Consider the following 22,301-nt stretch of genomic DNA (forward strand, 5'->3'; position numbering starts at 1 on the left):
TAGCGTATTAATATTAAGTACGTTAACGTATTATTTTATTGCGATAGGAGCATAGGAATGACGATGCGGATTGATGATACGCTGGGCTATCTGATATGCCGAACGGCGCGAAAGGTTCACCGCCATATTGAAAAAATTTTCAGCCCCTATGGATTGACAGTAGAGCAGTGGGTGGCGATGAAGATATTAGCCGAAAAACCGGATGTCAGCCAAAAAGAGTTGGCCATGCAGATGAAAAAAGACCCCAATACGGTCAAGGCAATCGTGGATCGACTAATAAAGAAAGATTATGTAAAAAGAGAGCAAAATCCGGTTGATCGCCGGGCTTTTCTGCTACAGCTGACCGCAGCTGGCCGGTTGCTGGTGGATAAACTGGCTACAGCAGATGAGCAGGAAAATCGGCAGCTAGAGCGGGAATTAGGGGAGGCTGATACAGCCAATATGAAGAAAATGTTAGTACAGATTGAGGAAATGATTCGCGAATGAACAAACTTTGGACACCGGAATTTTTGAGTATGGGAGGCTGTAATTTTCTGGTTTTTATGAGCCAGTATATTATGATTGCAGCTTTGCCAATTTTTATTATGGATGATTTGCAGGGCGGAGAACTGGAAGCTGGCATGGCGATGACCTTTTTCCAGATTGGGACTGTAGTTTGCCGCCCGTTGGCTGGTCGGCTTATCGACAGCGTGAATAAACGTTCGTTGTTGTTTGTGACTACACTTTGTTTTGGACTTGTCATGCTAGGGTTCAATTTTTTTCAAACCCTTACAGGGATTTATAGTCTGCGCCTGCTGCATGGTGTGATTTTTGCGCTGGCGACTACGGCAGCGGCGGCAATGGCTGCTATGGTATTGCCTGTGGCGCGTAAAGGGGAGGGAATTGGCTATTTTGCTTTGACGACGAATCTGGCCATGGTCGTGGGGCCCTTGCTGGGACTGGTTATTATCGGCAGCTGGGGGGCAGAGGCTTTTTTCCTTTTCATGGTGATTCTGGCCGTATTCACATTTTGGGTGGCAAATCATCGGCGCTTGCCGGATCATGTTATCTTACCGGTGAAAAAAACGCGGCGGGGTATCAGTATCCATGACTTTATTGAACGCAAGTCTGTGGTGATGTCGTCTATTGGTGGTCTGGTATTCTTTGCGTATGGCGGCGTGCTGACGTTCATTCCGCTTTATGCGAAATCTTTGGGATTGCAGCAGGAAACTAGTATGTTCTTTGCTGTATTTGCTGCTGTGATTGTGTTGACTCGGCCTGTGGTGGGCAGGATATTTGATGCCAAGGGCCCGGATTATACGATCTATCCTGGCTTCTTGTGTTTTGCATTGGGAATGCTGCTTTTCGGTCAGATTTCAACGATGACGGGACTTTTGCTGTCGGCGGCAGTTCTTGGTTGTGGCTTTGGCGCATTGAGTCCTGCTTTTCAGACATTGGCGATTCAGAGCGCGCCACTATCGCGTAGTGGTGTTGCAACGGCAACGTATTTCTGGTCGCTGGATATCAGTGTCGGGCTTGCGGCTGGCTTGTTAGGATTAGTCGCGGCTGGCTATGGCTATACGTTTATGTACAGTGTAATCTGCACAGGCGTCATTGCGGTGGCCGCTGGGTGTTACTTTGCATGGAATAAGTATCAGCAAAAAATTGGTAATTGTCCGATTGCAGGGGCAAGTAAATGAGTGAAAAAACCTCTTATGGCAAATGTCATAAGAGGTTTTTTCGTGGGAAATCATTTTTGGTGATTCGGGCAGTTCTTGGTCATGATTTCTTCATAATGGGCAATTTTGTAGTCCAGCCGTTTCATGGTGGCCTTTAATTGCTCATACTGCTTCTGCAGGCGGGCGCGCTGTTCGACGAGGATTTCCTTGCGGGCTTCTTCAGTGCCCTCCTTGAAAAACAGATCAACATATTCAATCAGGGCTTCAACCTGCACACCGGCATTGCGCATACATTTGGAAAACTCCACCCAGCCACAGGCGGCATCGTCAAAATCGCGGATGCCGTTTTCTTTGCGGGGGACATGGGGAATGAGGCCAATGCGCTCGTAGTAGCGGATGGTATCGGCAGACAAATCGTACTTTTCGCTGACTTCCTTGATGGTCATAAAATCACCTCGTTGTCAAATTTTTATCATATATTGTAAGTTTAGCATTTGGAGTGGACTCGAAGTCAAGCGGAAAATTTTTGTATATGAAGCAAAAGGATACTGTATGGCGTTTTTATCTTCGTGACAGGAAACCGAGTTAACATTGGCGAATATCTGTTATAACGGTAAGCCAATGCCTTTGCCAGCAGCTATTCTCTTATAGACGGACAAGACGAAGAGCTCGCCAATAACCCCAATAATTTACACGATGCCCTGCAAAATGGCACTGCTCTTGACGATGCTGCGGATAAAAAATCCCTCAATAAGTCAGAGATGTGTATAATCTGTGCTTATTGAAGGATTTCTAGTTAGCAGTGATGCCTTCAGATATTGACGTCGAATTCTTCTTGTAGTGCGGCAAGGAATGCTTGGGAAGCCTTGGAAAAAACTTGATTTTTTTTCCAGACGATAGAGGGTTCCGTGAAAATAGCTGGTTCCAGCGGGCGGGTGCAGAGAATGGTGCCATTGGTGTTGATGAGTTCATCAAAAGAGATGGCATAGCCCATGCCTTCCTTGACCATCAAAGTGGCATTGTAGAGCAGTGTATAGGAACCTGCGATATTTAGTTCTGCCAGCGGTTTTTGCAGCCAGGCCAGCAGTTCATCGCCATGGGTGCTGTTCGAAAGCGTCTGGCGGGAGAATAGTAAGGGCTGCTGCCATAAATCCTCGGCTTGGATAGTTTCCTTTTGGGCAAGAGCATCATCCTGACGCAAGACCAGCACCCAGCGGTCACGGACGGGTAAGGGCAGTTCCTGGTATTTAGCCGGGTCGAGCCGTCCATAGACAAAGGCAAAATCAATCAAACCCCGCTCCAGCCGTGTCATGGTGGTGGCACCATCGCCGCTGACAATATGAAAGCGTAGGCCCGGATATTTCTGCCGCAGCTGTTGTGCCACCTTCATGACGAGGCCGAAGTGAATGGACTCGCCAGCGCCAATGCGGATATCGCCGCTGATTTCGTCGTGGCGCAAAAGCTCGCCAGTGGTTTTATCCACCAGTGACAGGATTTCTTCAGCGCGGCGGCGCAGCAGCTGACCGTCTTCTGTCAGCAGTATGCGCCGTGGCTCACGGATAAGCAGCTGCTTTGCAAATTCGTCTTCCAACTCTTTTAATTGGCGGGATAAGGTGGGCTGAGACAGATGCAGTTTTTCTGCTGCCCGCGAAAAACTTTCTTCCTGTGCCACGGTAAGAAAGTATTTAAGTACTCGCAGCTCCATATGGTTCCACTCCTTTGCCTGGTTTTTTCTCTATCTTACTATGAGAAATCTATTACTGTAAAGCATAGATCGAGATTTTATATAAGTATTAGTATTGGATAAGCGAAGAATATATAATAAAGGCAGAGAGGAAGTGGGGATATGAGTTATGAAAACATAAAGAACAAACAAGTGCTGCTGTTTATTCTGGCCACAGGCGTGTTCGGCATTTTGAATACGGAAATGGGCTTTATCGGTATACTGCCCTATATTGCTGAAAATTATCAAGTAACGGTTGTGCAGGCCGGCTGGCTGATTAGTCTCTTTGCGCTGGGCGTGGCCGTGGCGGGGCCGACCATGCCGCTATTGTTGTCACGCTTTGATCGCAAACATCTGATGGTCTTTATCCTGGGACTGTTCACGCTGTGCAATGTGATTGCCGTCTTTGCAGAAAGCTTTTGGGTACTGCTTGCCGTCCGGGTGCTGCCGGCTTTTTTCCATCCGGTTTATTGTTCCATGGCGTTTACGGTGGCGGCGGCTTTGGCTAAACCGGGCGAAGAACCTAAGGCTGTGGCGAAAATCAATGCCGGAGTGGCAGCGGGGATGGTAGCCGGTGTGCCCATCAGCAACTTTTTGGCAGAGCAGTTTTCGCTCGCGGCATCCATGGCCTTTTTCGCATTGGCGACCTTGGTGGTGCTTCTGCTGACTATTTGGCTGGTACCATCCATGCCGGTGCAGACGGCTATGAGTTATGGCAGCCAGTTGGCGGTCTTGCGCAAGCCGATGCTTTGGGTGTCTATTATGGCCGTGATTTTTCTCAACGGTTCGATTTTTGGCGTGTTCAACTATCTGACCGAATATCTGGGTGTTGTCGCTGGCGTAGCTCCGTCTTTGATCAGCATTTTGCTGTTTGCCTATGGAATCTGCAATATTTTGGGCAGTATGCTGGCGGGACATCTGCTAACGGTGCGGCCCTTGCCCGTGGTCAAGATCTTTCCGCTGGTGGTAGCCGTAATCTATATTGCCCTGCTGGGCGGCGGCAGCGCTTGGCCGTTGATGGGGCTTATCGTAGTCATTTGGGGCATTTTGGGCGGGATCAATGCCAATATCAATCAGTATTGGATTGCAAGTGCCGCTCCGGAAGCACCGGACTTTGCCAACGGCCTGTTCCTGACGGCGGCCAATATGGGCTGTGTGCTTGGAATTACGGTCAGCGGTCATTTTATTGATGTTTGGGGCACGCAATATGTGGTACTGGGCGGTCTGCTGTTCTGCCTGCTGGCCGCACTGACGGTCTGGGGCCAATGTTACTGCAAACAGGTGCATACGTCGCTGATGGTTCAGTCTGAGCATTGAAGATGTTGATTGCTATGTCTGGCAAGCATAGTAATATATTTTTTATAAGTATTAGTAATTACAAAACAGAATCGCTATAATGAAATCAAGCAAAAGGATAAACGGTGTAAGTGAAGTGAGGAGAATAGAAATGTTGAAGAAAATAATCAAAAACAAAAAGATGGTCTTGGCCGCGCTGGTGGCAGGCGTGATGTCTTTGGGAATCATGGGAAATGGTGCACAGGCAGCAGATAAAGGAGTGGCAGGGATGAAGTCGGCAGAAGTTAAAAGCGACAGAATGATTAAAGCCGAAAAATTGCAGCTGACGCAGGAATGGGACAAGGTGTTCCCCAAGAGTGACAAGGTGGACCATCGCAAGGTGACTTTTGTCAACCGCTATGGCATCACCTTGGCGGCGGATATGTATGTGCCGAAAAATGCTAAGGGAAAACTTCCTGCCATTGCGGTAAGTGGCCCGTTTGGTGCCGTAAAGGAGCAGTCTTCGGGTCTCTATGCGCAGGAAATGGCTGAACGCGGCTTTTTGACCATTGCCTTTGACCCGTCATTTACCGGGGAAAGCGGCGGTCAGCCTCGTTATGTCGCCTCGCCGGATATCAATACGGAAGATTTTTCGGCAGCCGTGGATTTCCTTTCGGTGCAGGATAATGTAGACGCGGAGCGCATCGGCATTATCGGCATTTGCGGCTGGGGCGGCATGGCACTCAATGCGGCAGCCAGCGATACCCGCATCAAGGCCACGGTGGCTTCGACCATGTATGATATGACCAGAGTTACCGCCAATGGTTACTTTGACTATGAAAAAGACAAGGAAACGCTGCAAAAAGAACGCTATGCTAACCGCGAGGCCCTGAATGCCCAGCGTACGGCGGATTATAAGGCCGGTTATTATAAAAATTCCGGTGGTGTAGTTGACCCGCTGCCAGCTGATGCGCCGCAGTTTGTGAAGGATTATTATGCCTACTATAAGACGGAACGCGGCTATCATCCCCGTTCACTCAACTCCAATGGCGGCTGGAATCAGACTTCGGCTCTTTCATTTATGAATATGCCGATTCTGTCCTATGCCGATGAAATCAAGAATGCCGTTATGGTTTTGCATGGTGAGAAAGCCCATTCCCGTTACTTTGGCGAAGATGCCTTCAAAAAGCTCAAGGGCGATAACAAGGAACTGGTGATTGTTCCCGGTGCGTCTCATGTTGACCTCTACGATAACAAAGCCAAGATTCCCTTTGCGAGAATTGAGGCATTCTTTCAGCAGAACTTAAAATAAAATGCTTGAGTTGGAGTCTGCTTCAAGTGATAAGGTAAAGTCACGATAACATGACATAGAGATGTAAGTGAAGTAAAGGAGAATAGAAATGTTGAAGAAAATTGGCAAAAACAAGAAGATGGTTTTGGCTGCTCTGGTGGCAGGCGTGATGTCCTTTGGCATTATGGGGAGTGATGTGACGATGGCAGCAACGCCGGCTAAAACTTTAGCAACAGCTTCGCAGATGCAGCGTTCATCCATCAGCGAGCTTAACAATGACACCCGCGTATTCAAGATTGACAAGTCAATTGAAGCCAAGAATGTGAAGTTTGAAAACCGCTTTGGTTTTGAAGTGGCTGGTCATCTGTATCTGCCGAAGAATTTTGATGCCAGCAAGCAGTACAAGGCCGTAGTGATTACCGGGCCTTTTGGTGCGGTGAAGGAGCAGTCCTCCGGTCTGTATGCACAGGAATTTGCCAAGCATGGTTATGTGGCTGTAGCCTTTGATCCCTCCACCACCGGTGAGAGCAGTGGCAGCCGTCGCAATATGGGCTCGCCGGAAATCTTTACGGAAGACTATCATGCCGCCGTGGATTTCGTTTCCAATCTGAAATTTGTGAACCCGGATCAGGTCGGTGCCATGGGCATCTGCGGTCTGTCCGGTATGGCTATCACGGCTGCCGGCAGCGACAGCCGTATCAAGGCCGTGGCAACCTCAGCTATGTATGATATGAGTGAAAGCATCAGCGACCATTATAATGGCGCTTACTACACGCCGGAACAGCGGGAGATCGTGAAACAGCATCTGGCTAAGATGCGTAATGAAGAGGCCAGAACGGGCAAGGCCATCCGTGGTGCACATGAATTGGGCGTAGATTCCAAGGGCAATGTGGAAACCTTTGATACCATGTTCCCGGATAAACTGCCTGCTGATGCTAATCCCGTTATTCAGGATTTCTTTGGCTACTATGTAGGTCGTGCATTCCATCCGCGGGCAATCAACTCCAATAAGCTGGCTTGGGATTCGGTGACGCCGTATGGCTTCTTCGATTTCAAACTCATGAGCAACATGGATGAACTGGGCAATACACCGGTCATGCTGATTACTGGCGACAAGGCACATTCCAAGTATTTCTCCGACAATGTCTATGCCGCCATCAAAGGGGAGAAGGAAGAAATCGTCGTTCCCGGTGCTACCCATGTAGACCTTTATGACCAGATGGACAAGATTCCGTTTGACAAGCTGTTTGCCTTCTTTGATAAGAACCTGAAGTAAAAAGCAAGAAATGCCGCCCTGCGAAATCGTGCAAGAATTTGCTGGGCGGCATTTGTATTATATGGCTTGACTTTGAGTATACTCCAAGTGATAGAGTAAAAGAGGATAATGTGTATGGAGGAGAGAATATGAGCAAGAAAGTAGTGATCATTTCCACGAGCCTGAGAAAGAATAGCAATTCTGAGGCATTGGCCAAGGCTTTTGCTGAAGGTGCCAGGGAGGCAGGACACGAGGTGGAGCAGATTACCCTGCGGGATAAGACTATAAATTTCTGCAAAGGCTGTCTGGCCTGCCAAAAGACCATGCAGTGTGTGATAAAAGACGATGCCAATGCGATCACGGCTAAAATCGGTCAGGCAGATGTGGTCGTTCTGGTAACGCCGGTCTATTACTATGGTATGTGCGGCCAGTTAAAGACCTTGCTGGACCGGGCCAACCCGCTGTTCCCCTCGGATTATCGTTTCCGTGAAGTTTATCTGCTGGCTACGGCGGCAGAGGATGAAGCAGATACCGTAGCCGGAACCCGCGTCGGCGTGCAGGGTTGGGTAGACTGCTTTGACAAGGCCGAATTGAAGGAGACGATTTTCTGTGGCGGTGTGACGGACGCAGGTGATATTGCCGGCAATGCCGCACTGGAAAAAGCCCGGCAGGCTGGCAGGAATATTTGAAGTCTGCAAAATAATGCCTTGCAGCTGTATTTGCATAAGGAGAGAGGTCAATGCCAAACCGGAAAATCATAAGTGTGGTCATGCTGTCGGTGATGCTGCTGCTATCCGGCTGTACAGGTGCGCAGGAGACTACTGCGGATACTGGCAGTAAGGCGGGCGAGGCTGTCCCACAGGAAAATAAATCCGTGGCAGAACCAAAGAAGGAGCAGGCGATGAAACTCATCATTGATGATAAAGTTGTCCCCGTTACCTGGGAACAGAATGCTTCTGCGGCGGCATTGCAGAAACTTTTGCCGTTGACTATAAAAATGTCACCTTACGGTGGTTTTGAACAGGTGGGCGATATCGGTCAAAATATTACCAGCGCAGATAAGCAGATAACTACCCAATACGGGGATATTGTCCTCTATGCAGAAAATAAGCTGGTTATCTTTTATGGTTCCAATTCCTGGGCTTATACGCGGCTGGGACATATTGACATGTCAAAACAGGAATTGACTGCTTTATTGAACCGCGATGGCGTAACGGTGCAGCTTGTGACGGAGTGAAGCAGAATTAGGATTGACAAAGATGTTTTTTTGCTCTATTCTAAAAAAAGAATATGAATGGACACCTGTTGCCACCGGGTAATGGGAAAAGCGTCATTTTCTTATCGTTAGGTCTTGGCAGATAAGAAAGTGGCGCTGTTTTTGTAGGAGGGAAATTATGTTTCGGAAGATGCGAAGATTCAAGCAGCAGCTGACAGAGGAAGAATGCAAAGAAGTGCTGAGAGAAGCGAAACGGGGCGTGCTGTCCATGCTGGGTGACGACGGCTATCCCTATGGTATTCCCATGGATCATTGGTACTGCGAGGAGGACGGTATCCTTTATTTCCATAGTGCCAAGGAAGGACACCGGATGGATGCCATAAGGGCCTATGACAAGGTGAGCTATTGTGCTTACGATGAGGGCTGGCAAAAGCCTGGGGAATGGGCGCTCAATATCCGGAGCGTGGTCGTCTTTGGGCGGATGCAGCTGGTGACGGATGAGGAAAAGATTCGCAAAATCTGCAGCTCGCTGGTGCGAAAATTTACCGCTGATGAAGCGTACTTGGAACAGGAATTGAAGCACGCTCTGCCCCGCGTGCAATGTCTGGCGCTGATTCCCGAGCATATGACCGGCAAATTGGTCAATGAATCGTAAATGGAACGTCAAAGATGCATGATATATGGAATCCGTGGCATGGCTGCAAAAAAATCAGTCCCGGCTGCGCCAACTGCTATATGTACACGCTGGATAAGCAACGGGGAAAAGATGGGGCGGACATTTACCGGACGGAGAATTTTAACTACCCCTTGCAGAAAGACCGCCATGGCAGCTATAAAATAAAAAGCGGCGAACTCATCCGGGTATGTATGACTTCGGATTTTTTTCTGGCAGAAGCAGATAAATGGCGGGCAGAAGCCTGGGAAATCATGCGCCAGCGGCCGGATGTCATCTTTTATCTGCTGACCAAGCGCCCGGAACGGGTGGCTGACTGCTTGCCGCAGGATTTTGGCAGCGGCTGGGAGAATATTTGGTTCAATGTTACCTGTGAGAATCAAAAGATGGCTGATATCCGGCTGCCGTTGCTTAAGGAGCTGCCCTTCCGGCATAAAGGCGTGATGTGCGCTCCGCTGGTTGGGGCCGTAAGCCTGAAACCGTATCTGGAGGAAGGTTTTATCGAGCAGGTTATCTGTGGCGGCGAGAATTATGAGGGGGCACGGCCCTGCAGCTATGATTGGGTGCTGGCTTTGCACCAAGAGTGCCGGTCGGCTAATGTATCCTTTTCGTTTATAGAAATCGGTTCGCATTTCATAAAAGATGGCAGGCATTATCGCTTGACCAGCAAGCAGAAACAGGCTGAGCAAGCCTTTCGGGCAGGATTGAATTATGTAGGCAGGCCCATGAACTTTGCTTTATGCTACAGTATTGGCCTGCCGGTTCCACCAGAAGATCGCTATCAACCGGTTTATGATGGACCGCACTGCCATGCCTGCGGCAGCAGGCTGATTTGCAATGGCTGCAGTCATTGCGGCAAATGCAGTGAATCTGTAGAGAAAAGAATATAGCTCGGAAGAAGAAGTCTTGCCTGTGGTAAAACTGGAACAACGGCGTTATAATTGCTTATTTATTCTGAAGCATGTTAGGAGGCGGCAGAAATCCGTATGATAATATATTATTATTCAACGACAGGCAATTCACTTTATGTGGCCAGAGAATTGCAAAAATCTTTGCCAGACGTAGAGTTGCGGTCATTGGTGACTGCTGGGCAGGAAGAAGCACCAGTGGTTGATACTGACTGTGTGGGCTTTGTCTTTCCGATGCACTATTTTGGTCTGCCCTTGCAAGTGGAGGAGTTTTTACAAAAGCTGACGCTGGCAAATTCGCCGTATGTTTTTGCCGTTGCGACCTGCGGTGTGCCCTATTGGGGCACACCATTTATGGATATGGAAAAGATACTGGCGGCTAAGAATTGTCAGGTTCAGGCGAAATGGTATGTACGGCTGGTATCGAACTACATTCCTTATCGGGACATTGCGGCTGACTGGCGAATAGCGATACGGGCATGGCTGGCGGAGAAGAAAATAAGGAAAATAGCCAAAGCTATTGCTGGCAGAGAGCATCATGATACCTGGCAGCTGCTCAAAAAATTCTGCCAGAGCTATCACGATAAATGGCAGGCCCAGCAGCAGTCGATAGATGAAAACTTCCAATGTGACAAGGAGAAATGCACGGCTTGTGGATTATGCGAAAAAATCTGTCCCAGGGATAATATAAAACGCCCCAATGGTCAGCCTGTATGGCAGCATAAATGCGTAGAATGTCTGGGCTGCCTGCATATCTGTCCGGTCAAAGCTATTGACTATGGCGACATAACCAAGGGGCGTAAACGGTACAGGCATAAAGAGGTGAAAGCCGCAGATTTACTGCGTGGCATATCAGCAGCAAAGTGAGTGTATAAAGTTTGCAGTGTTATTCTGCGCAGCCCTGCTCGAGTTTTAGCAGGGCTTGTTTCATTTCCAGGCCCCAGGCGTAACCAGTCAATGAGCCATTGCTGCCGATAACGCGGTGGCAGGGGATGAGGATGGCCAGGGGATTAGCACCTACAGCTTGGCCTGTTGCTTGCAGGGCACGTGGTTTACCGATAGCCTGGGCAATATCTTTGTAGGTAACTGTCTGTCCATAGGGGATTCGGGCAATTTGAGCCCAGACCTGCTTTTGAAAAGGTGTACCGGTAAGTTCATATGGCAGGGAAAAATCTGTACGCTTGCCGGCAAAGTATGCCTGCAACTGGGCATAGGCTTCGTCACTAAGGCAGGTGGGCTGATTTTTTTCGTCCTGTTGGGATACAAGGCTGATGTGGATAAGTGTTTCATTAGCTATGCCTGTTTTCAGCAGGCCGAATGGAGTTTGATAAAAAGCGTAAGTGGTCATAATGTTCTCCCTGCTTTATGATGGATAAGAAAGTTAACAAAACAATACAAAAGTATTATAATGTATGATGGGAAAAAGATAAATATCTGTAATATAGGGGGCCATAGAATGAGGGGATCTATGCGTAAAATGTTTTGTCTGGGTTTGGCGGCTTTATCCATGGGGATAGCAGTGCCGGGAACAATGGCGGCAGAAAAAGCAGCCATCAGCTTGCCACAGAAGATGGCCGGTGGTGAAACCGTAGAGGTTTATTATCGTAAAGGCTTGCCTGTTTCGGCAACGCGTGCCCGTGCCGCCGAATTAAAACAGGAAAAGATGGTTCTTAAAGCAGGTTCGATCCGCCGAGAGGGGTCCAAGCCGCTTACCTGCGATATTTTGTTTGAAAAGGATGTGCCGGTTACTTTGCGTGACGGCACGGTTATCTATACGGATATTTTCCGGCCGGCAGATGAGGCAAAGCATCCGGCCATCATGGCCTGGAGCCCTTACGGCAAGGAAATCGGCGGCCAATGGCTTGACGATGTGCCGGGACGGGCTGGTGTACCGCAGGCGGCAACTTCCGGCCTGGAAAAATTCGAAGCGCCGGACCCGGCCTATTGGGTGGCGCAGGGCTATGTCATCATCAATCCCGACAGCCGTGGGGCATACCATTCGGAGGGCAACTTAAACTATTGGGGCAGTCAGAATTCCCAGGATGGCTATGATACGATCGAGTGGGCAGCCAAGCAGCCTTGGAGTAATGGCAAAATAGGCATGTCGGGCAATTCCTGGCTGACGGTTTCGCAGTGGTTTATCGCAGGCGAGCAGCCGCCGCATTTAGCTGCCATTGCACCATGGGAGGGCTTTGTCGATCATTTCCGCGAAACGGCTAATCGCGGCGGCATTCCGAATCCCGTATTCCCAGAGGGGATTTTTGAAACCTTTGCCAGCCAAAATTATATTGAGGACCAGCCGCGTATGGTGGTGACGCATACCTTGCTCGATGCCTATTGGCAGGATAAGATCGCCAAACTGCAGAATATCCATATTCCGGCCTATGTGGTAGCCAGCTTCACCAATCCGGTGCATACACACGGTACCTTTGCCGGTTTCCGTCAGATTCCCAGTAAGGATAAATGGCTGCGTGTGCACAATACCAATGAGTGGGCTGACTATTATCAGCCGGAACATGTGGAAGATTTGCGCAAGTTCTTCGATCATTATTTAAAAGGCGTAGCCAATGACTGGGAAAAGACGCCGCGGGTGCGGCTATCGGTACTTGACCCTGGGCATAAAGATGTGGAGGACAGAGTCGAGCAGGAATTTCCTTTGGCCAGAACGCAGTATAAGAAATTATATCTGACTGGTCAACAGACTCTTAGCTGGGGAAAAGCGGCCCAGGAACAGGTGGTCAGCTATGATACGCAGGCTGAGCGGCCTGCTGTCGATTTTGTACTGACCTTTGACCAGGATACGGAATTGACGGGCTATATGAACCTGCATACGTATGTAGAGGCAGACGGTGCTGATGATATGGAACTGCAGGTTACGGTGCAAAAACTCGATAAGGATGGCAAGGTTATCGCTGACCCCATGACGCGTATGCCCATCGTTTCCGAGGGTTATCTGCGTGTATCCCAGCGGGCCTTGGATAAGCAAAAATCCACGCCGGCTGAACCGGTCTTAAAACATACCCATGAGGATTTACTGCAAAAAGGCGAGATTGTGCCGGTGGATATTGGCATCTGGCCCATGGGCATGAAATACCATGCCGGCGAAAAACTGCAGCTGACCATAGCGGCCTACCAGCCGCCTAAGGCCGACAGTGTACCGCCGTTTGGTGTGGCAAAGATTGCTGTGCCTGAAAAGGGGTATACTTTTATGCCAGGCGAGAAGCCGGCCATGAAAATCTTGGGCGGCAATCATACCGAAGTCACGCACCCGAATCTTGCGGTCAAGGCACCAGCCACACGCAATAAAGGGAAACACCTTATCCATGTGGGTGGCAAATATGACAGCTATCTGTTAGTGCCAGTCGTGCCAGAAAAGTAAGAAGAAAATACGTTAAAAATCCACGGGAGCATTGCTGCGCACCGTGGATTTTGCGGTGAAGTAAAGCCAGCCAGGGCAGGGCACAGAGATGATTGTGGCTTTGCCGCTGGACAGCAGCAAGACATGTCTGCTTTCAATACCACGGAAATAAAACTTTTACAAAAAGATTGTAAAAAACCAAATGAAAGTTACATAGAGGTCACAAAGGGGCCGTATAATCAAAAGCGTGTTATAGGTAGTCACGATTATGTGTATGATAGGATAAAGGAGAGAGTGAAATGAGCTTACATGGTATCACGAAGGGAACCCCGCTGGAGAAAATGGCAGAAATGATGGCTTTGGGCGAAGCCAAGGGAACGATGATGTATTATACGCTGGCGCGTCTGGCTAAAGAGCAGGGGCTTGACGATGTGGCTGAGCAGTTTATCGAGGCGGCAAATCAGGAGGCTGTTCATGCCGGTTTCTATGCCACAGTAAACGGCATGCTGCCCAAGGATTTCTGGCAGCTCGTGCGCGGCTTGATGAGTGCAGAAACCAGCGGTGAAAAGAAGGTCAAGGCTATGGCCGATAAATTCCGCGAAGCAGGCCTTGTAGAAGCTGCCGATGAAATGGAAATCTTTGCCAAGCAGGAAGGCCATCATGGCGTTGTTTTGGCGAAGATTTTGGAAAAGCATTGCCCGGGCCTCTTAGAAGCTGCCGGCAAGAAAATCTATGTCTGCTCGGTCTGCGGCTATGAGCATGTCGGTGACTTGGAGGCGGAACCGGATGATTTTGCCTGCCCTCTCTGCGGTCAGCCGAAGAAGGTATTTAAGCTGAAGGATTGAGGTGACTTTTGACTGTGACAGATCAGGAAGTAATTCAGGCGTTTCATATTATGTGGGACAATTTCCCCGAGCCGGTGACCATCACCCAGCGGAGCCGGGAAATCTCCACTTCAGCGTAGGCCGGGTGGCTGAGTATCAGGAAATCAAACGCTAAAAAATAGCCTGACAGGGCGCATAGCTTTGTCAGGCTATTTTTTGCAGAGCAGGTAATCTTTGGCTGGTGTCGAAGAATACATTAAGTATTTGTGTATTGGTTGATGGGAGGATTTAACGATGAAGAAAGTGATTGCTATAAATGGCAGCCCGCGGCGCAACGGCAATACGGCAGAACTCTTGCAGCAGGCCTTGCAGGGCGCGCAGGAGGCTGGTGCGGAAACGGAACTCATAAATCTCTACAGCCTGAACTTCAAAGGCTGTATCAGCTGTTTTTACTGCAAACGCAAGGACAAGGAGCATGGCACCTGCGCAATGAAGGACGATTTGACGCCGGTTATCGAACGCATCAAGGAAGCCGATGCCCTCATAATGGGTGTGCCGGTCTACTTTATGAATCTTTCTTCCGGCATGAGCGCCTTTATCGAGCGGCTGTTGTTTTCCAATTACATTTACAGCAACGAAATACCGACGGTATTTCCGAAGTCTCTGCCCAATGCCTTTATCTACACCATGAATATGACTGAGGAGCATGTCAAGCAGTTTGGCATGCGGGAAAAATTTGCCGTTCACGAAGGCTTTGCGAGCAAAATCCTGCGGGCGGAAACCAAGACGCTTTATGCGTACAATACGACCCAGTTTACCGACTATGACAAATATGAGTCTTCGATCTTCGATCCTAAGGCCAAAGCAGCCTATCGTGAGGAGATGTTTCCCCAGCAATGTGCAGCGGCTTATGAATTAGGGAAAAGTTTGCTTGAGCGCTAATTCCTAAATGTGATTTCTTGCAAAGAACATTGTTCATGCCTTTTCTTTGGTGGTTGTGTATAGGAAAGATGGTGTATAAAAAAGTGACAAGGAAGAAGATAATTGCCATAAGAATATAGGTCTTAAGAACAGGAGGTAACGATGATGACCCCAAAAGCATCTTATCTTGAACATGCGGCAGTGACCGTGGCAGATATCGAATGGAGTCTGAATTTTTTTCAGACGGTACTGGGCATGACGGAGACAAGGCGTAAGGAAAAGGATGGCGTTTTACAGCAGGTATGGCTGAAAGGCGGCCTGCAGCTGGTGGCTGCTCCGGAAGATCCAGCAGCAGGACGGGGGCACCACTTAGGCATTGTGGTGCAGGATTTCAAGGCGGCTTTGCAGGAAATGCTGGCCTATGAAGGTGTACGTTCCTTGGAAGGGAAGCCGGAAAAATGGGTGAAGCTTCCCGATGGCCTGGTGTTGGAACTGTTTCAGGAAAAGCCGGGAGCCATTGAGAAAGTGTTGGATATCGAAGTGAAATAATGGGCGTAAAAAAAGCCATCCATAAGCCAGCTGATTAATCGGTGCTTATGGATGGCTTTTGCTTATCGCAATAACGGATTTACTGTTCTACTTCAGCGTCAGCTGCGGTGTATTCCTCCAGGGATTTTTCGCGTACCTGAATGCAGATATAGCTGATGCCTTCATCGGCAGACGCCGAGAATTGACGCCGTGCCGCCGGGGCGATGCGCAGCCAGTCACCGGCAGAAAGTTCTACGGTCTGCCCGTCAATTACAGCGGTGCCTTTGCCGGCCGTGATGAAGTAAATCTCCTCATTTTTCTTGTGGTAGTGTACAAAGGGAACACCGGCTCCGGCAGGCAGGTTGTTGACGCTGATTTCTGCTCCCGTCAGATTCAATTTGTCATGCAGCTCGGTTCTGGCATCGTTTGCCACACTGATTTTGCTGAAATTTGCCATGTTAAATTCCTCCTAAAACATTGTAACAACATCGCTTACAATGAGAGGATAACATTTTAGCGATGTAATGTCAATGGTTACAATGAAGAATTTTATGAAGTTTTTGCAGTGGATGCCATAAAGGCATATCAGCAGGTAAGATTGACATTTTATAAGTGATGTAATATGATAGGCTACAACCTTATATAGTAAGAAATAATGGTTTTAGGAGGTTCCTTCATGCAGTTTTCATTTCGTCTGCCGGTAGCAACGCATATATTGCTTTGTATAGAACGGTTCAAGGATGAGTACAAGACCACATCGACTTTTTTGGCAGGCAGTGTCAATGTCAATCCCGTCATTATTCGCAAGACATTAGGCCAGCTTAAAGCTGCAGGTCTCGTGGAAGTGGCGGCTGGTGTCGGTGGGGCAAAACTTACCAAAAGCCCGAAAGACATCACCTTGTGGGATGTCTTCCAGGCTGTGGAAGAAGACGAAGACTTATTTCATTTTCAGGAGAATCCCAATCCTGCCTGTCCTGTGGGGCGGAATATTCATGGGGTTTTGGGGGAACGGCTTGAAGATGTCAGACAACATATGCTGGCTGATTTCAAGAAGGTCACCCTTGCCGATTTGTTGGAATCTATTGCAGTGAAAGAAGCAGAACAGGAGAAAAATAAATGATTGCCATAGCGGAATTAAAAACAGGTGTTATCTTCGGAGATAATAACACCTGCGAATATGTATATATGCCGGCCAGTGAAATAGGCGTGGAAAATTCCCTGTGCGTTTACGAAAACAATGGGCAGCGGTCTGAAGACCGCCGCTTACCAAGCAGGCCGTAGTGCATGCCTTGAAAGGCGTCACGGTAGTCTGCAAGTTCCGCCAGGCCGCGTCCTGTGCCTACGACAACCTCGACACCGCGTTCCATCAACTGCTTAATAGCCGCTGTCGTCTCGTCAGGAATCTGTTTGGCAGAATAAAGCAAAGTTTCGTCCAAATCGTAGTCTGCGGCACGCCGGAAATGGCAGCTGTAAGCAAGGAGAGCATTACGGGAGAATATATCGCACGCGAAATGAAAAATTAGCATGAAATAAATAATCCCCCATCCGCATGAAAACTTGCAGGATGGGGGATTCATTTTGCTTTGTTGGAGTTAGAGTCATTAATACATTAAAGACTGTCCATCCGTTGGCATATCATAATTGGTCACATTACGTTCAGCAAGTTTGCCCTTTAGTGTATGGCGGGTAAGTGCGGCATGGGCCACATTGTCAAGATGTGTCAGATACAGTCTGGCGTTAGGCGCAGTCTTGGCAACGCAGTGGACATCTTCGGCATCCATGATGAGGCGACCATTTTCTACCGTTTCGGCGGCGCAGCAGTTGAGTGCCACGATTTCCGGCTGCCAGCGTTTCAGCGTGTTGGCTACTGCCGGATACCAGACCGTATCCCCGGCCAGATAAAAGATTTTTTCGGCGGCGCTTTCAAACATCACGCCCATGGCATCACCACAGGGATTTACCGTGCCATGGAGGGCGGGTACCTTGGTCAGCTTTGCCGGACCAAACAGCATGCCAGTTTCGGATAGTACGGTCACATCGCGGAAGCCGGATTTTTGGAATACAGCGGCATCTGCTTCGTTTTGGCAGATTACAGGCACATTCTTGTCTAAAGGAGCGCCCACAGTACCATCCATGGACATATCGATGTGGTCGGGATGGATATGCGTTACCAGATAATAATCGACGCCGGCGAGGATTTCTTTTATCGGCATGGGCAGGTCATAGAAGGGCATGGGCAAATGCTCCTTCATTTCATCCGGTACATGATAAGGTCTGCCGGGAACATCGATGAAGGAAAACTGATGCTTGGGCATCAGCCACGGGTCAATCAGAAACGTTTTGCCGGCATATTCAAGGCGGTTGGTGGCATTGCGGATTTGCGTCAATTTCATGGTCATGTCTCCTTTTCGTAACTCCTGAATTGCGCTAGTGTGCCATCTGGTCGATTGTCAACCAGACGGCACACTAGCTATGTTATACTTCTAGTATAGTGCCCATGCCGAGGCACAACAAGCAAAGATATTCTCTTTTGACGCAACTTATTGGTTGCTATAAAATGAATAGGAGGGGGGATCGGATGAATCAGAAACAAATGGAATATTTTCTCGAAGTTTATCGGCAGGGCAATATACAAAGTGCCGCCGATAAGCTCTATGTGTCGCGGCAGGGCGTCAGCAAGATGCTCAAGTCTTTGGAGGAGGAACTGGGCCAGCTGCTCTTTATCCGCAATCCGCATGGCCTTGTTCCGACAGACTATGCCAATGCACTTTTACCACATGTGCAGCGGCTGCTGGCAGAATACCGGAGTATTGCGAGCATGAGCACATTGGCCTCACAATCCAAAAGCGTGGTGACTATCTACGCGCTTGACCATATAATGGCTTACTTGGGGGCAGAGTTCCTTTGGGATTTTCACCAGGCATGTCCGGATATTATTCTTAGCACCGTGGATACGACAGATGATGCAGCTTTGAAGGGCGTTTTGGAAAAGCAATGCAACTTTGCCATCGTAACAGGAGAAGCTGACCAAAATCGTTTCGCAGCGGAACCGCTGTTCTTTTCCCGATACTGTGCGCGGCTGCATCGCCAGCATCCGCTGGCCGGTAAAGAAAACATTGCCTATGCAGATTTGGAAGGTGCGCGCATTGTCAGCAAGGGGCGGGGTTATCAATGTTTTCGGCATAATATCGATAAGTATATCCTGCTGCCGGGATTGCATGTAGATTTGGTCGCTGAAACGGCCGATGAGATGCTCATCACCGATCTGATTCTCCGGCATCAGGTGATAAATCTTGGCTATGACTACGCTGCCGTGCTGAATCCCCATCCGGATATCGTGGTAAAACCATTAGGTACGGGCGATGACCTGGGGCAGAATGTATATCTTGTCTGGGACAAGACCACAGTCCTCACGAAAGCCAGCCAAAAGTTTCGTTCCTTTCTGCTCGCTTGGCTGCCCCAGCATGGTAAAGACAAAGTTAGCTGGCCTTTGTGATATTAAGGGGTACTGTTCGTATTTTCAAGAGTGTCGGTAAATTTACGCCGGACGAAGTCGATAAGACAGCGTTCGTCCGCGTAGATTTGCCGGCCTTTTTTGGTGACGATAAAACCTTTTTGGGCAAGACCTTCAATGGGAATGGCGATAAGATCGCTATCCGGTAAAATGCCATTGCCGGTCAGAATCGACAGGGCGATGCCTTGCTGGACGATATTCCAGACGCTCGAAAGGTTGGGGGAATAATGGAGAATCTGTGGCTGGAGCTTTTGCCGGTCAAATTCAGCCAGCACACGTTTGGTTAGGATAAATCTACGACTGAGCAGAACCAGGGGATATGCTGCTGCTTCGGTCAAGGTGATGCTTGGTTTATTGGCCAGCGGATGTTTGCGTGGGACACAGAGGCAGATGGGCCAGGACGATAATTTGCGCAGGGTGAGATTGGGCCGTCCTTCGGCATCGTGGACAAAGGCCAGGTCGACTTCTTCCCGCTCTACCATATCCAGCGCGGCGCCGCCGGCTGGCTCTGTGATTTCCAGCTGGATTTCCGGGTGCTGCTGGAAAAATTCGCCCAAAAGCAGCGGCAGGATAATGGTGGCAATCTGCGAAGGCACGGCCAGCTGCAGGCGGTTATGGCGTTTGGCAATCTCTTTGACACTGGCTTCAAAGCGTTTGAACTGCTTCAGCATCTTTTCTACTTCATGAAACAAAGCCTGCCCGTCAGCGGTGAGCTGGATATTGCGCCCTACATGGCGGAACAGGTTCAGGCCGGTTTCCGCTTCGAGATTTTTCATAGACTGGCTCAGCGTGGATTGGGACATATGCAGATAGGCGGCCGCTTTGGTAACATTTTCCTGACGGCAAACCTCGGCGAAGTATTGCATTTGCTGGATATTCATGGCACCACCTCCTTTGACTAGCTTCATCATAACGAAATCAATCGGTTTTTTCAATAGATAAATCGATTATAAGTGTTTTTTATTTGGGGCTGAATACGCTATGATGAAGACAGAAAAGGTCAATGTGAAGCGGGAGGTAATGATGATGGAAAAGGCAATGAAGATCTGGGCCGAAAAAATGATGGCAAGAACGCATAAGGCAGTGAAAATTTATCAGCTGGAATCGCAAAAAAAGCAGGACATGACTCCGGCGCAGTGGAATATGCTCTATGGGAAATACCTGCTAGATATGGACGAAGCGATTTGACGGAAGGAGAACTTTATGGAAAAGAAAGCGATTCTGCTGGACGAAAAGGACAATGTGGCCACCTGCACCAGCGAAGCACAGCCGGAGGACATGGTTATCTGTCATGGCGGCGGCAAGGCCAAGGTTAGGGCTGTCGAACTGATTCCCATTTGGCACAAGATTGCCTTGAAGCCGATCGCCAAGGGCGAGATGGTCTATAAGTACGGGGAAATCATCGGGGAAACTTTGCGGGATATCCCGCAGGGCGGCTGGGTATCGCATGAGAATATCCGCAGCATTCCCCGGGATTATGCCAGTGAGTATGTAATGGGCAAGGAGGGCAAATGATATGGAATTTTACGGTTACAGACGCAAAGAAGGCCGGCCCGGCATCCGCAATCATATTCTGATCCTGCCCACTTGTGCCTGCGGCAGTGAATCCTGCCGGATTGTGGCGAGCCAGGTGCGGGGCGCTGTGAATATTGTCTTTAACACCGGCTGCAGTGATGTGGCAGCCAATACGGCAATGAGCCAGAAGGTGCTCACGGGTTTTGCGCTGAATCCAAACGTCTACGGCGTGGTCATCATCGGCCTGGGCTGTGAAACCGTACCCCATGCCCAGTTGCGGGAAAAGATACAGGCAAAGTGTTCCAAGCCGGTAGTTTCCTTTGGCATACAGGAAGAAGGCGGCACATTGAAGACCATTGAAAAAGCTGTGCGGGCAGCCAGGAAAATGGCGGCTGAAGCCGGACTTCAGCAAAAAGAAAAATTCCCCATTAGCGAGCTGCTGTTGGGGATAGAATGTGGCGGCAGCGATGCTACCTCTGGGATTGCCTCCAATCCTGCGGTGGGCAATCTTAGCGACAGGCTGGTGGATTTGGGCGCGTCCGCCATGATGAGTGAGTCCATTGAGTGGATTGGCGGCGAACATGTGCTGGCTCGCCGGGGCGCCACGCCGGAAATCCATGACCAGATCATCCGGGTGTGCGAGGACTATGAAAAACATTTGCTGGCCGCAGGGCAGGATTGCCGGGCGGGCCAGCCGACACCGGGCAACAAAGCGGGCGGTTTGTCCACGATTGACGAAAAGAGCCTTGGCTGCATCCGCAAAGGCGGCACCCGTCCCATCGTGGAGGTGCTGGAACAGGCGCAGCCGCCCACGAAGCGCGGGGCCATTGTCATGGATACGGCAGGATATGATATTTCTTCTGTAACATCCATGGCGGCCGCCGGCTGTCAGGTCATCATCTTTACCACGGGCAGGGGAACGCCTACGGGCAATGCCATTGTGCCAGTGCTGAAAGTGACTGCCAATGAGCATACTTATAGTTGGATGGAAGATAATATGGACGTGGATCTATCGGTCATTATCCGTGGCGAGCAGACCATTGAGGAAAGCGGTGGGATGCTGCTGGAAAAGCTCCATGAGATAGCAAACGGCAAACTCACCAAAGCGGAAGCCTATGGTTTTTCGGATATTGCGGTTGACCATGTGTGCAGATTCGTGTGATTGGCGCTTGTCGTTTTTTATGCGTGGCACGTAGTATAGGGGAGAGTCCGCCTGCCATAAGTGCAGTACGGCCCTTTTAGGGACTGTTGCATGAGTGAGAAATTACTTATGCACAGCCCCATTAGCTTTTCAACTTGACGATATCTTAAAAGTAAGAGCAAAATACAGGAATTTTGGGCGCAAGACACTAGACGGTCTGAAAATCGTCTTTGTTTCTTGCGCTCTTTGATTTTTTAAGCAGCGTTATCCACAGGGATTTTCTTGGTTCGCTCTTCCAGCGGAGTCTTGCAGTGATTTCCGTGTATACATTGACTTTTTACCGGACAGTCTTTGCAATTCTCGCAGCTGTAATGGGTTATCTGGCTATGGAATCCTGTTTTACTTTTCCGGATAAATTCTTTGGTTACGGCCAATGTCCTGTTTCCATTTTCGAGTCTTGCTCTTCTCGTAGTTGCTTGGCTTGATAAAAGAACTCTGCTG

General features: G+C 49.2%; 26 protein-coding genes. 19 read left to right on the forward strand and 7 right to left on the reverse strand.

Annotation, left to right across the window (positions count from 1 at the left end; all coding sequences use genetic code 11):
- The first annotated feature begins 57 nt into the window (after positions 1 to 57).
- Positions 58 to 486, forward strand: a complete 429-nt coding sequence (locus BM181_RS04755; protein WP_075442658.1) for a MarR family winged helix-turn-helix transcriptional regulator — start codon at positions 58 to 60, stop codon at positions 484 to 486.
- Positions 483 to 1,679, forward strand: a complete 1,197-nt coding sequence (locus BM181_RS04760; RefSeq protein ID WP_075442659.1) for an MFS transporter — start codon at positions 483 to 485, stop codon at positions 1,677 to 1,679. Before BM181_RS04755 ends, BM181_RS04760 begins: the two co-directional genes overlap by 4 nt.
- Before the next feature lie 50 nt (positions 1,680 to 1,729).
- Here the strand turns inward: BM181_RS04760 and BM181_RS04765 are convergent, their stop codons facing one another.
- Together BM181_RS04765 and BM181_RS04770 are read right to left on the reverse strand one after the other, a co-directional pair.
- Positions 1,730 to 2,104, reverse strand: a complete 375-nt coding sequence (locus BM181_RS04765; RefSeq protein ID WP_075442660.1) for a MerR family transcriptional regulator — start codon at positions 2,102 to 2,104, stop codon at positions 1,730 to 1,732.
- 365 nt (positions 2,105 to 2,469) lie between these two features.
- The gene (locus tag BM181_RS04770) at positions 2,470 to 3,363 is read right to left on the reverse strand and encodes a LysR family transcriptional regulator (protein WP_075442661.1); all 894 of its coding nucleotides are present in this window, start codon (positions 3,361 to 3,363) and stop codon (positions 2,470 to 2,472) included.
- 141 nt (positions 3,364 to 3,504) lie between these two features.
- Between BM181_RS04770 and BM181_RS04775 the strand changes: the two genes are divergently transcribed.
- The 8 genes from BM181_RS04775 (at position 3,505) to BM181_RS04810 (ending at position 10,866) form a co-directional block, all read left to right on the forward strand.
- Positions 3,505 to 4,698: an MFS transporter gene (locus BM181_RS04775; RefSeq protein ID WP_075442662.1), complete on the forward strand. Its 1,194-nt coding sequence runs from the start codon at positions 3,505 to 3,507 to the stop codon at positions 4,696 to 4,698.
- A 130-nt stretch (positions 4,699 to 4,828) separates the two neighbouring features.
- Positions 4,829 to 5,968 carry an alpha/beta hydrolase gene (locus tag BM181_RS04780; protein ID WP_075442663.1) on the forward strand — a complete coding sequence of 380 codons (1,140 nt, stop codon included), beginning with the start codon at positions 4,829 to 4,831 and terminating at the stop codon, positions 5,966 to 5,968.
- 88 nt (positions 5,969 to 6,056) lie between these two features.
- A complete protein-coding gene (locus tag BM181_RS04785; protein ID WP_177207166.1) occupies positions 6,057 to 7,223 on the forward strand; it encodes an alpha/beta hydrolase in 1,167 nt (388 codons plus the stop codon).
- 128 nt (positions 7,224 to 7,351) lie between these two features.
- Positions 7,352 to 7,891, forward strand: coding sequence for a flavodoxin family protein (locus BM181_RS04790; RefSeq protein WP_075442664.1), 540 nt, complete (start codon positions 7,352 to 7,354; stop codon positions 7,889 to 7,891).
- A gap of 50 nt (positions 7,892 to 7,941) precedes the next feature.
- Entirely contained in the window at positions 7,942 to 8,439 is a 498-nt protein-coding gene (locus BM181_RS04795; protein WP_082336171.1) for a cyclophilin-like fold protein, read from the forward strand.
- 157 nt (positions 8,440 to 8,596) lie between these two features.
- Positions 8,597 to 9,073, forward strand: coding sequence for a pyridoxamine 5'-phosphate oxidase family protein (locus BM181_RS04800; RefSeq protein ID WP_075442665.1), 477 nt, complete (start codon positions 8,597 to 8,599; stop codon positions 9,071 to 9,073).
- Between the two features lie 14 nt (positions 9,074 to 9,087).
- Positions 9,088 to 9,981 carry a DUF5131 family protein gene (locus BM181_RS04805; RefSeq protein ID WP_075442666.1) on the forward strand — a complete coding sequence of 298 codons (894 nt, stop codon included), beginning with the start codon at positions 9,088 to 9,090 and terminating at the stop codon, positions 9,979 to 9,981.
- A 96-nt stretch (positions 9,982 to 10,077) separates the two neighbouring features.
- Positions 10,078 to 10,866 (forward strand): EFR1 family ferrodoxin, encoded by a 789-nt coding sequence (locus BM181_RS04810; protein ID WP_075442667.1) that lies wholly within the window; start codon positions 10,078 to 10,080, stop codon positions 10,864 to 10,866.
- Positions 10,867 to 10,885: 19 nt separating this feature from the next.
- Here BM181_RS04810 and BM181_RS04815 read toward each other — a convergent pair whose 3' ends face one another.
- Positions 10,886 to 11,347: a methylated-DNA--[protein]-cysteine S-methyltransferase gene (locus tag BM181_RS04815; protein ID WP_075442668.1), complete on the reverse strand. Its 462-nt coding sequence runs from the start codon at positions 11,345 to 11,347 to the stop codon at positions 10,886 to 10,888.
- A 120-nt stretch (positions 11,348 to 11,467) separates the two neighbouring features.
- Here BM181_RS04815 and BM181_RS04820 point away from each other — a divergent pair, with 120 nt between their 5' ends.
- From BM181_RS04820 to BM181_RS04835, 4 genes are all read left to right on the forward strand, one after another.
- Positions 11,468 to 13,378 (forward strand): CocE/NonD family hydrolase, encoded by a 1,911-nt coding sequence (locus BM181_RS04820; RefSeq protein WP_177207167.1) that lies wholly within the window; start codon positions 11,468 to 11,470, stop codon positions 13,376 to 13,378.
- Positions 13,379 to 13,656: 278 nt separating this feature from the next.
- The gene (locus tag BM181_RS04825) at positions 13,657 to 14,202 is read left to right on the forward strand and encodes a ferritin family protein (RefSeq protein WP_075442670.1); all 546 of its coding nucleotides are present in this window, start codon (positions 13,657 to 13,659) and stop codon (positions 14,200 to 14,202) included.
- A gap of 273 nt (positions 14,203 to 14,475) precedes the next feature.
- Positions 14,476 to 15,123, forward strand: a complete 648-nt coding sequence (locus BM181_RS04830; RefSeq protein ID WP_075442671.1) for a flavodoxin family protein — start codon at positions 14,476 to 14,478, stop codon at positions 15,121 to 15,123.
- A 141-nt stretch (positions 15,124 to 15,264) separates the two neighbouring features.
- Complete coding sequence (locus BM181_RS04835) at positions 15,265 to 15,651, forward strand: VOC family protein (protein WP_256211299.1); 387 nt, start codon at positions 15,265 to 15,267, stop codon at positions 15,649 to 15,651.
- 79 nt (positions 15,652 to 15,730) lie between these two features.
- Here the strand turns inward: BM181_RS04835 and BM181_RS04840 are convergent, their stop codons facing one another.
- The gene (locus BM181_RS04840) at positions 15,731 to 16,087 is read right to left on the reverse strand and encodes a cupin domain-containing protein (protein ID WP_033170046.1); all 357 of its coding nucleotides are present in this window, start codon (positions 16,085 to 16,087) and stop codon (positions 15,731 to 15,733) included.
- Positions 16,088 to 16,306: 219 nt separating this feature from the next.
- Between BM181_RS04840 and BM181_RS04845 the strand changes: the two genes are divergently transcribed.
- The gene (locus BM181_RS04845; protein WP_075442673.1) at positions 16,307 to 16,750 is read left to right on the forward strand and encodes an Rrf2 family transcriptional regulator; all 444 of its coding nucleotides are present in this window, start codon (positions 16,307 to 16,309) and stop codon (positions 16,748 to 16,750) included.
- A 106-nt stretch (positions 16,751 to 16,856) separates the two neighbouring features.
- On the opposite strand, the gene BM181_RS15255 is transcribed toward BM181_RS04845, so the two are convergent.
- Positions 16,857 to 17,207, reverse strand: coding sequence for an HAD family hydrolase (locus tag BM181_RS15255; protein ID WP_082336173.1), 351 nt, complete (start codon positions 17,205 to 17,207; stop codon positions 16,857 to 16,859).
- A gap of 24 nt (positions 17,208 to 17,231) precedes the next feature.
- Positions 17,232 to 18,023, reverse strand: a complete 792-nt coding sequence (locus BM181_RS04855) for an MBL fold metallo-hydrolase (RefSeq protein ID WP_033170049.1) — start codon at positions 18,021 to 18,023, stop codon at positions 17,232 to 17,234.
- A 185-nt stretch (positions 18,024 to 18,208) separates the two neighbouring features.
- Between BM181_RS04855 and BM181_RS04860 the strand changes: the two genes are divergently transcribed.
- The gene (locus tag BM181_RS04860; RefSeq protein ID WP_143092113.1) at positions 18,209 to 19,126 is read left to right on the forward strand and encodes a LysR family transcriptional regulator; all 918 of its coding nucleotides are present in this window, start codon (positions 18,209 to 18,211) and stop codon (positions 19,124 to 19,126) included.
- Positions 19,127 to 19,128: 2 nt separating this feature from the next.
- On the opposite strand, the gene BM181_RS04865 is transcribed toward BM181_RS04860, so the two are convergent.
- A complete protein-coding gene (locus BM181_RS04865) occupies positions 19,129 to 20,025 on the reverse strand; it encodes a LysR family transcriptional regulator (protein WP_075442676.1) in 897 nt (298 codons plus the stop codon).
- A gap of 100 nt (positions 20,026 to 20,125) precedes the next feature.
- On the opposite strand from BM181_RS04865, the gene BM181_RS04870 reads away from it, so the two are divergent.
- From BM181_RS04870 to BM181_RS04880, 3 genes are read left to right on the forward strand one after another with little or no spacing between them, the layout of a single operon-like run.
- Positions 20,126 to 20,332, forward strand: coding sequence for a hypothetical protein (locus BM181_RS04870; protein WP_075442677.1), 207 nt, complete (start codon positions 20,126 to 20,128; stop codon positions 20,330 to 20,332).
- A gap of 15 nt (positions 20,333 to 20,347) precedes the next feature.
- Positions 20,348 to 20,659, forward strand: coding sequence for a UxaA family hydrolase (locus BM181_RS04875; protein ID WP_075442678.1), 312 nt, complete (start codon positions 20,348 to 20,350; stop codon positions 20,657 to 20,659).
- Position 20,660: 1 nt separating this feature from the next.
- Positions 20,661 to 21,821 carry a UxaA family hydrolase gene (locus BM181_RS04880; RefSeq protein WP_075442679.1) on the forward strand — a complete coding sequence of 387 codons (1,161 nt, stop codon included), beginning with the start codon at positions 20,661 to 20,663 and terminating at the stop codon, positions 21,819 to 21,821.
- Positions 21,822 to 22,301: the final 480 nt, after the last annotated feature.

Source organism: Pseudoselenomonas ruminantium (genome assembly GCF_900113715.1).
GTDB classification, from domain to species: Bacteria; Bacillota; Negativicutes; order Selenomonadales; family Selenomonadaceae; genus Selenomonas_A; species Selenomonas_A caprae.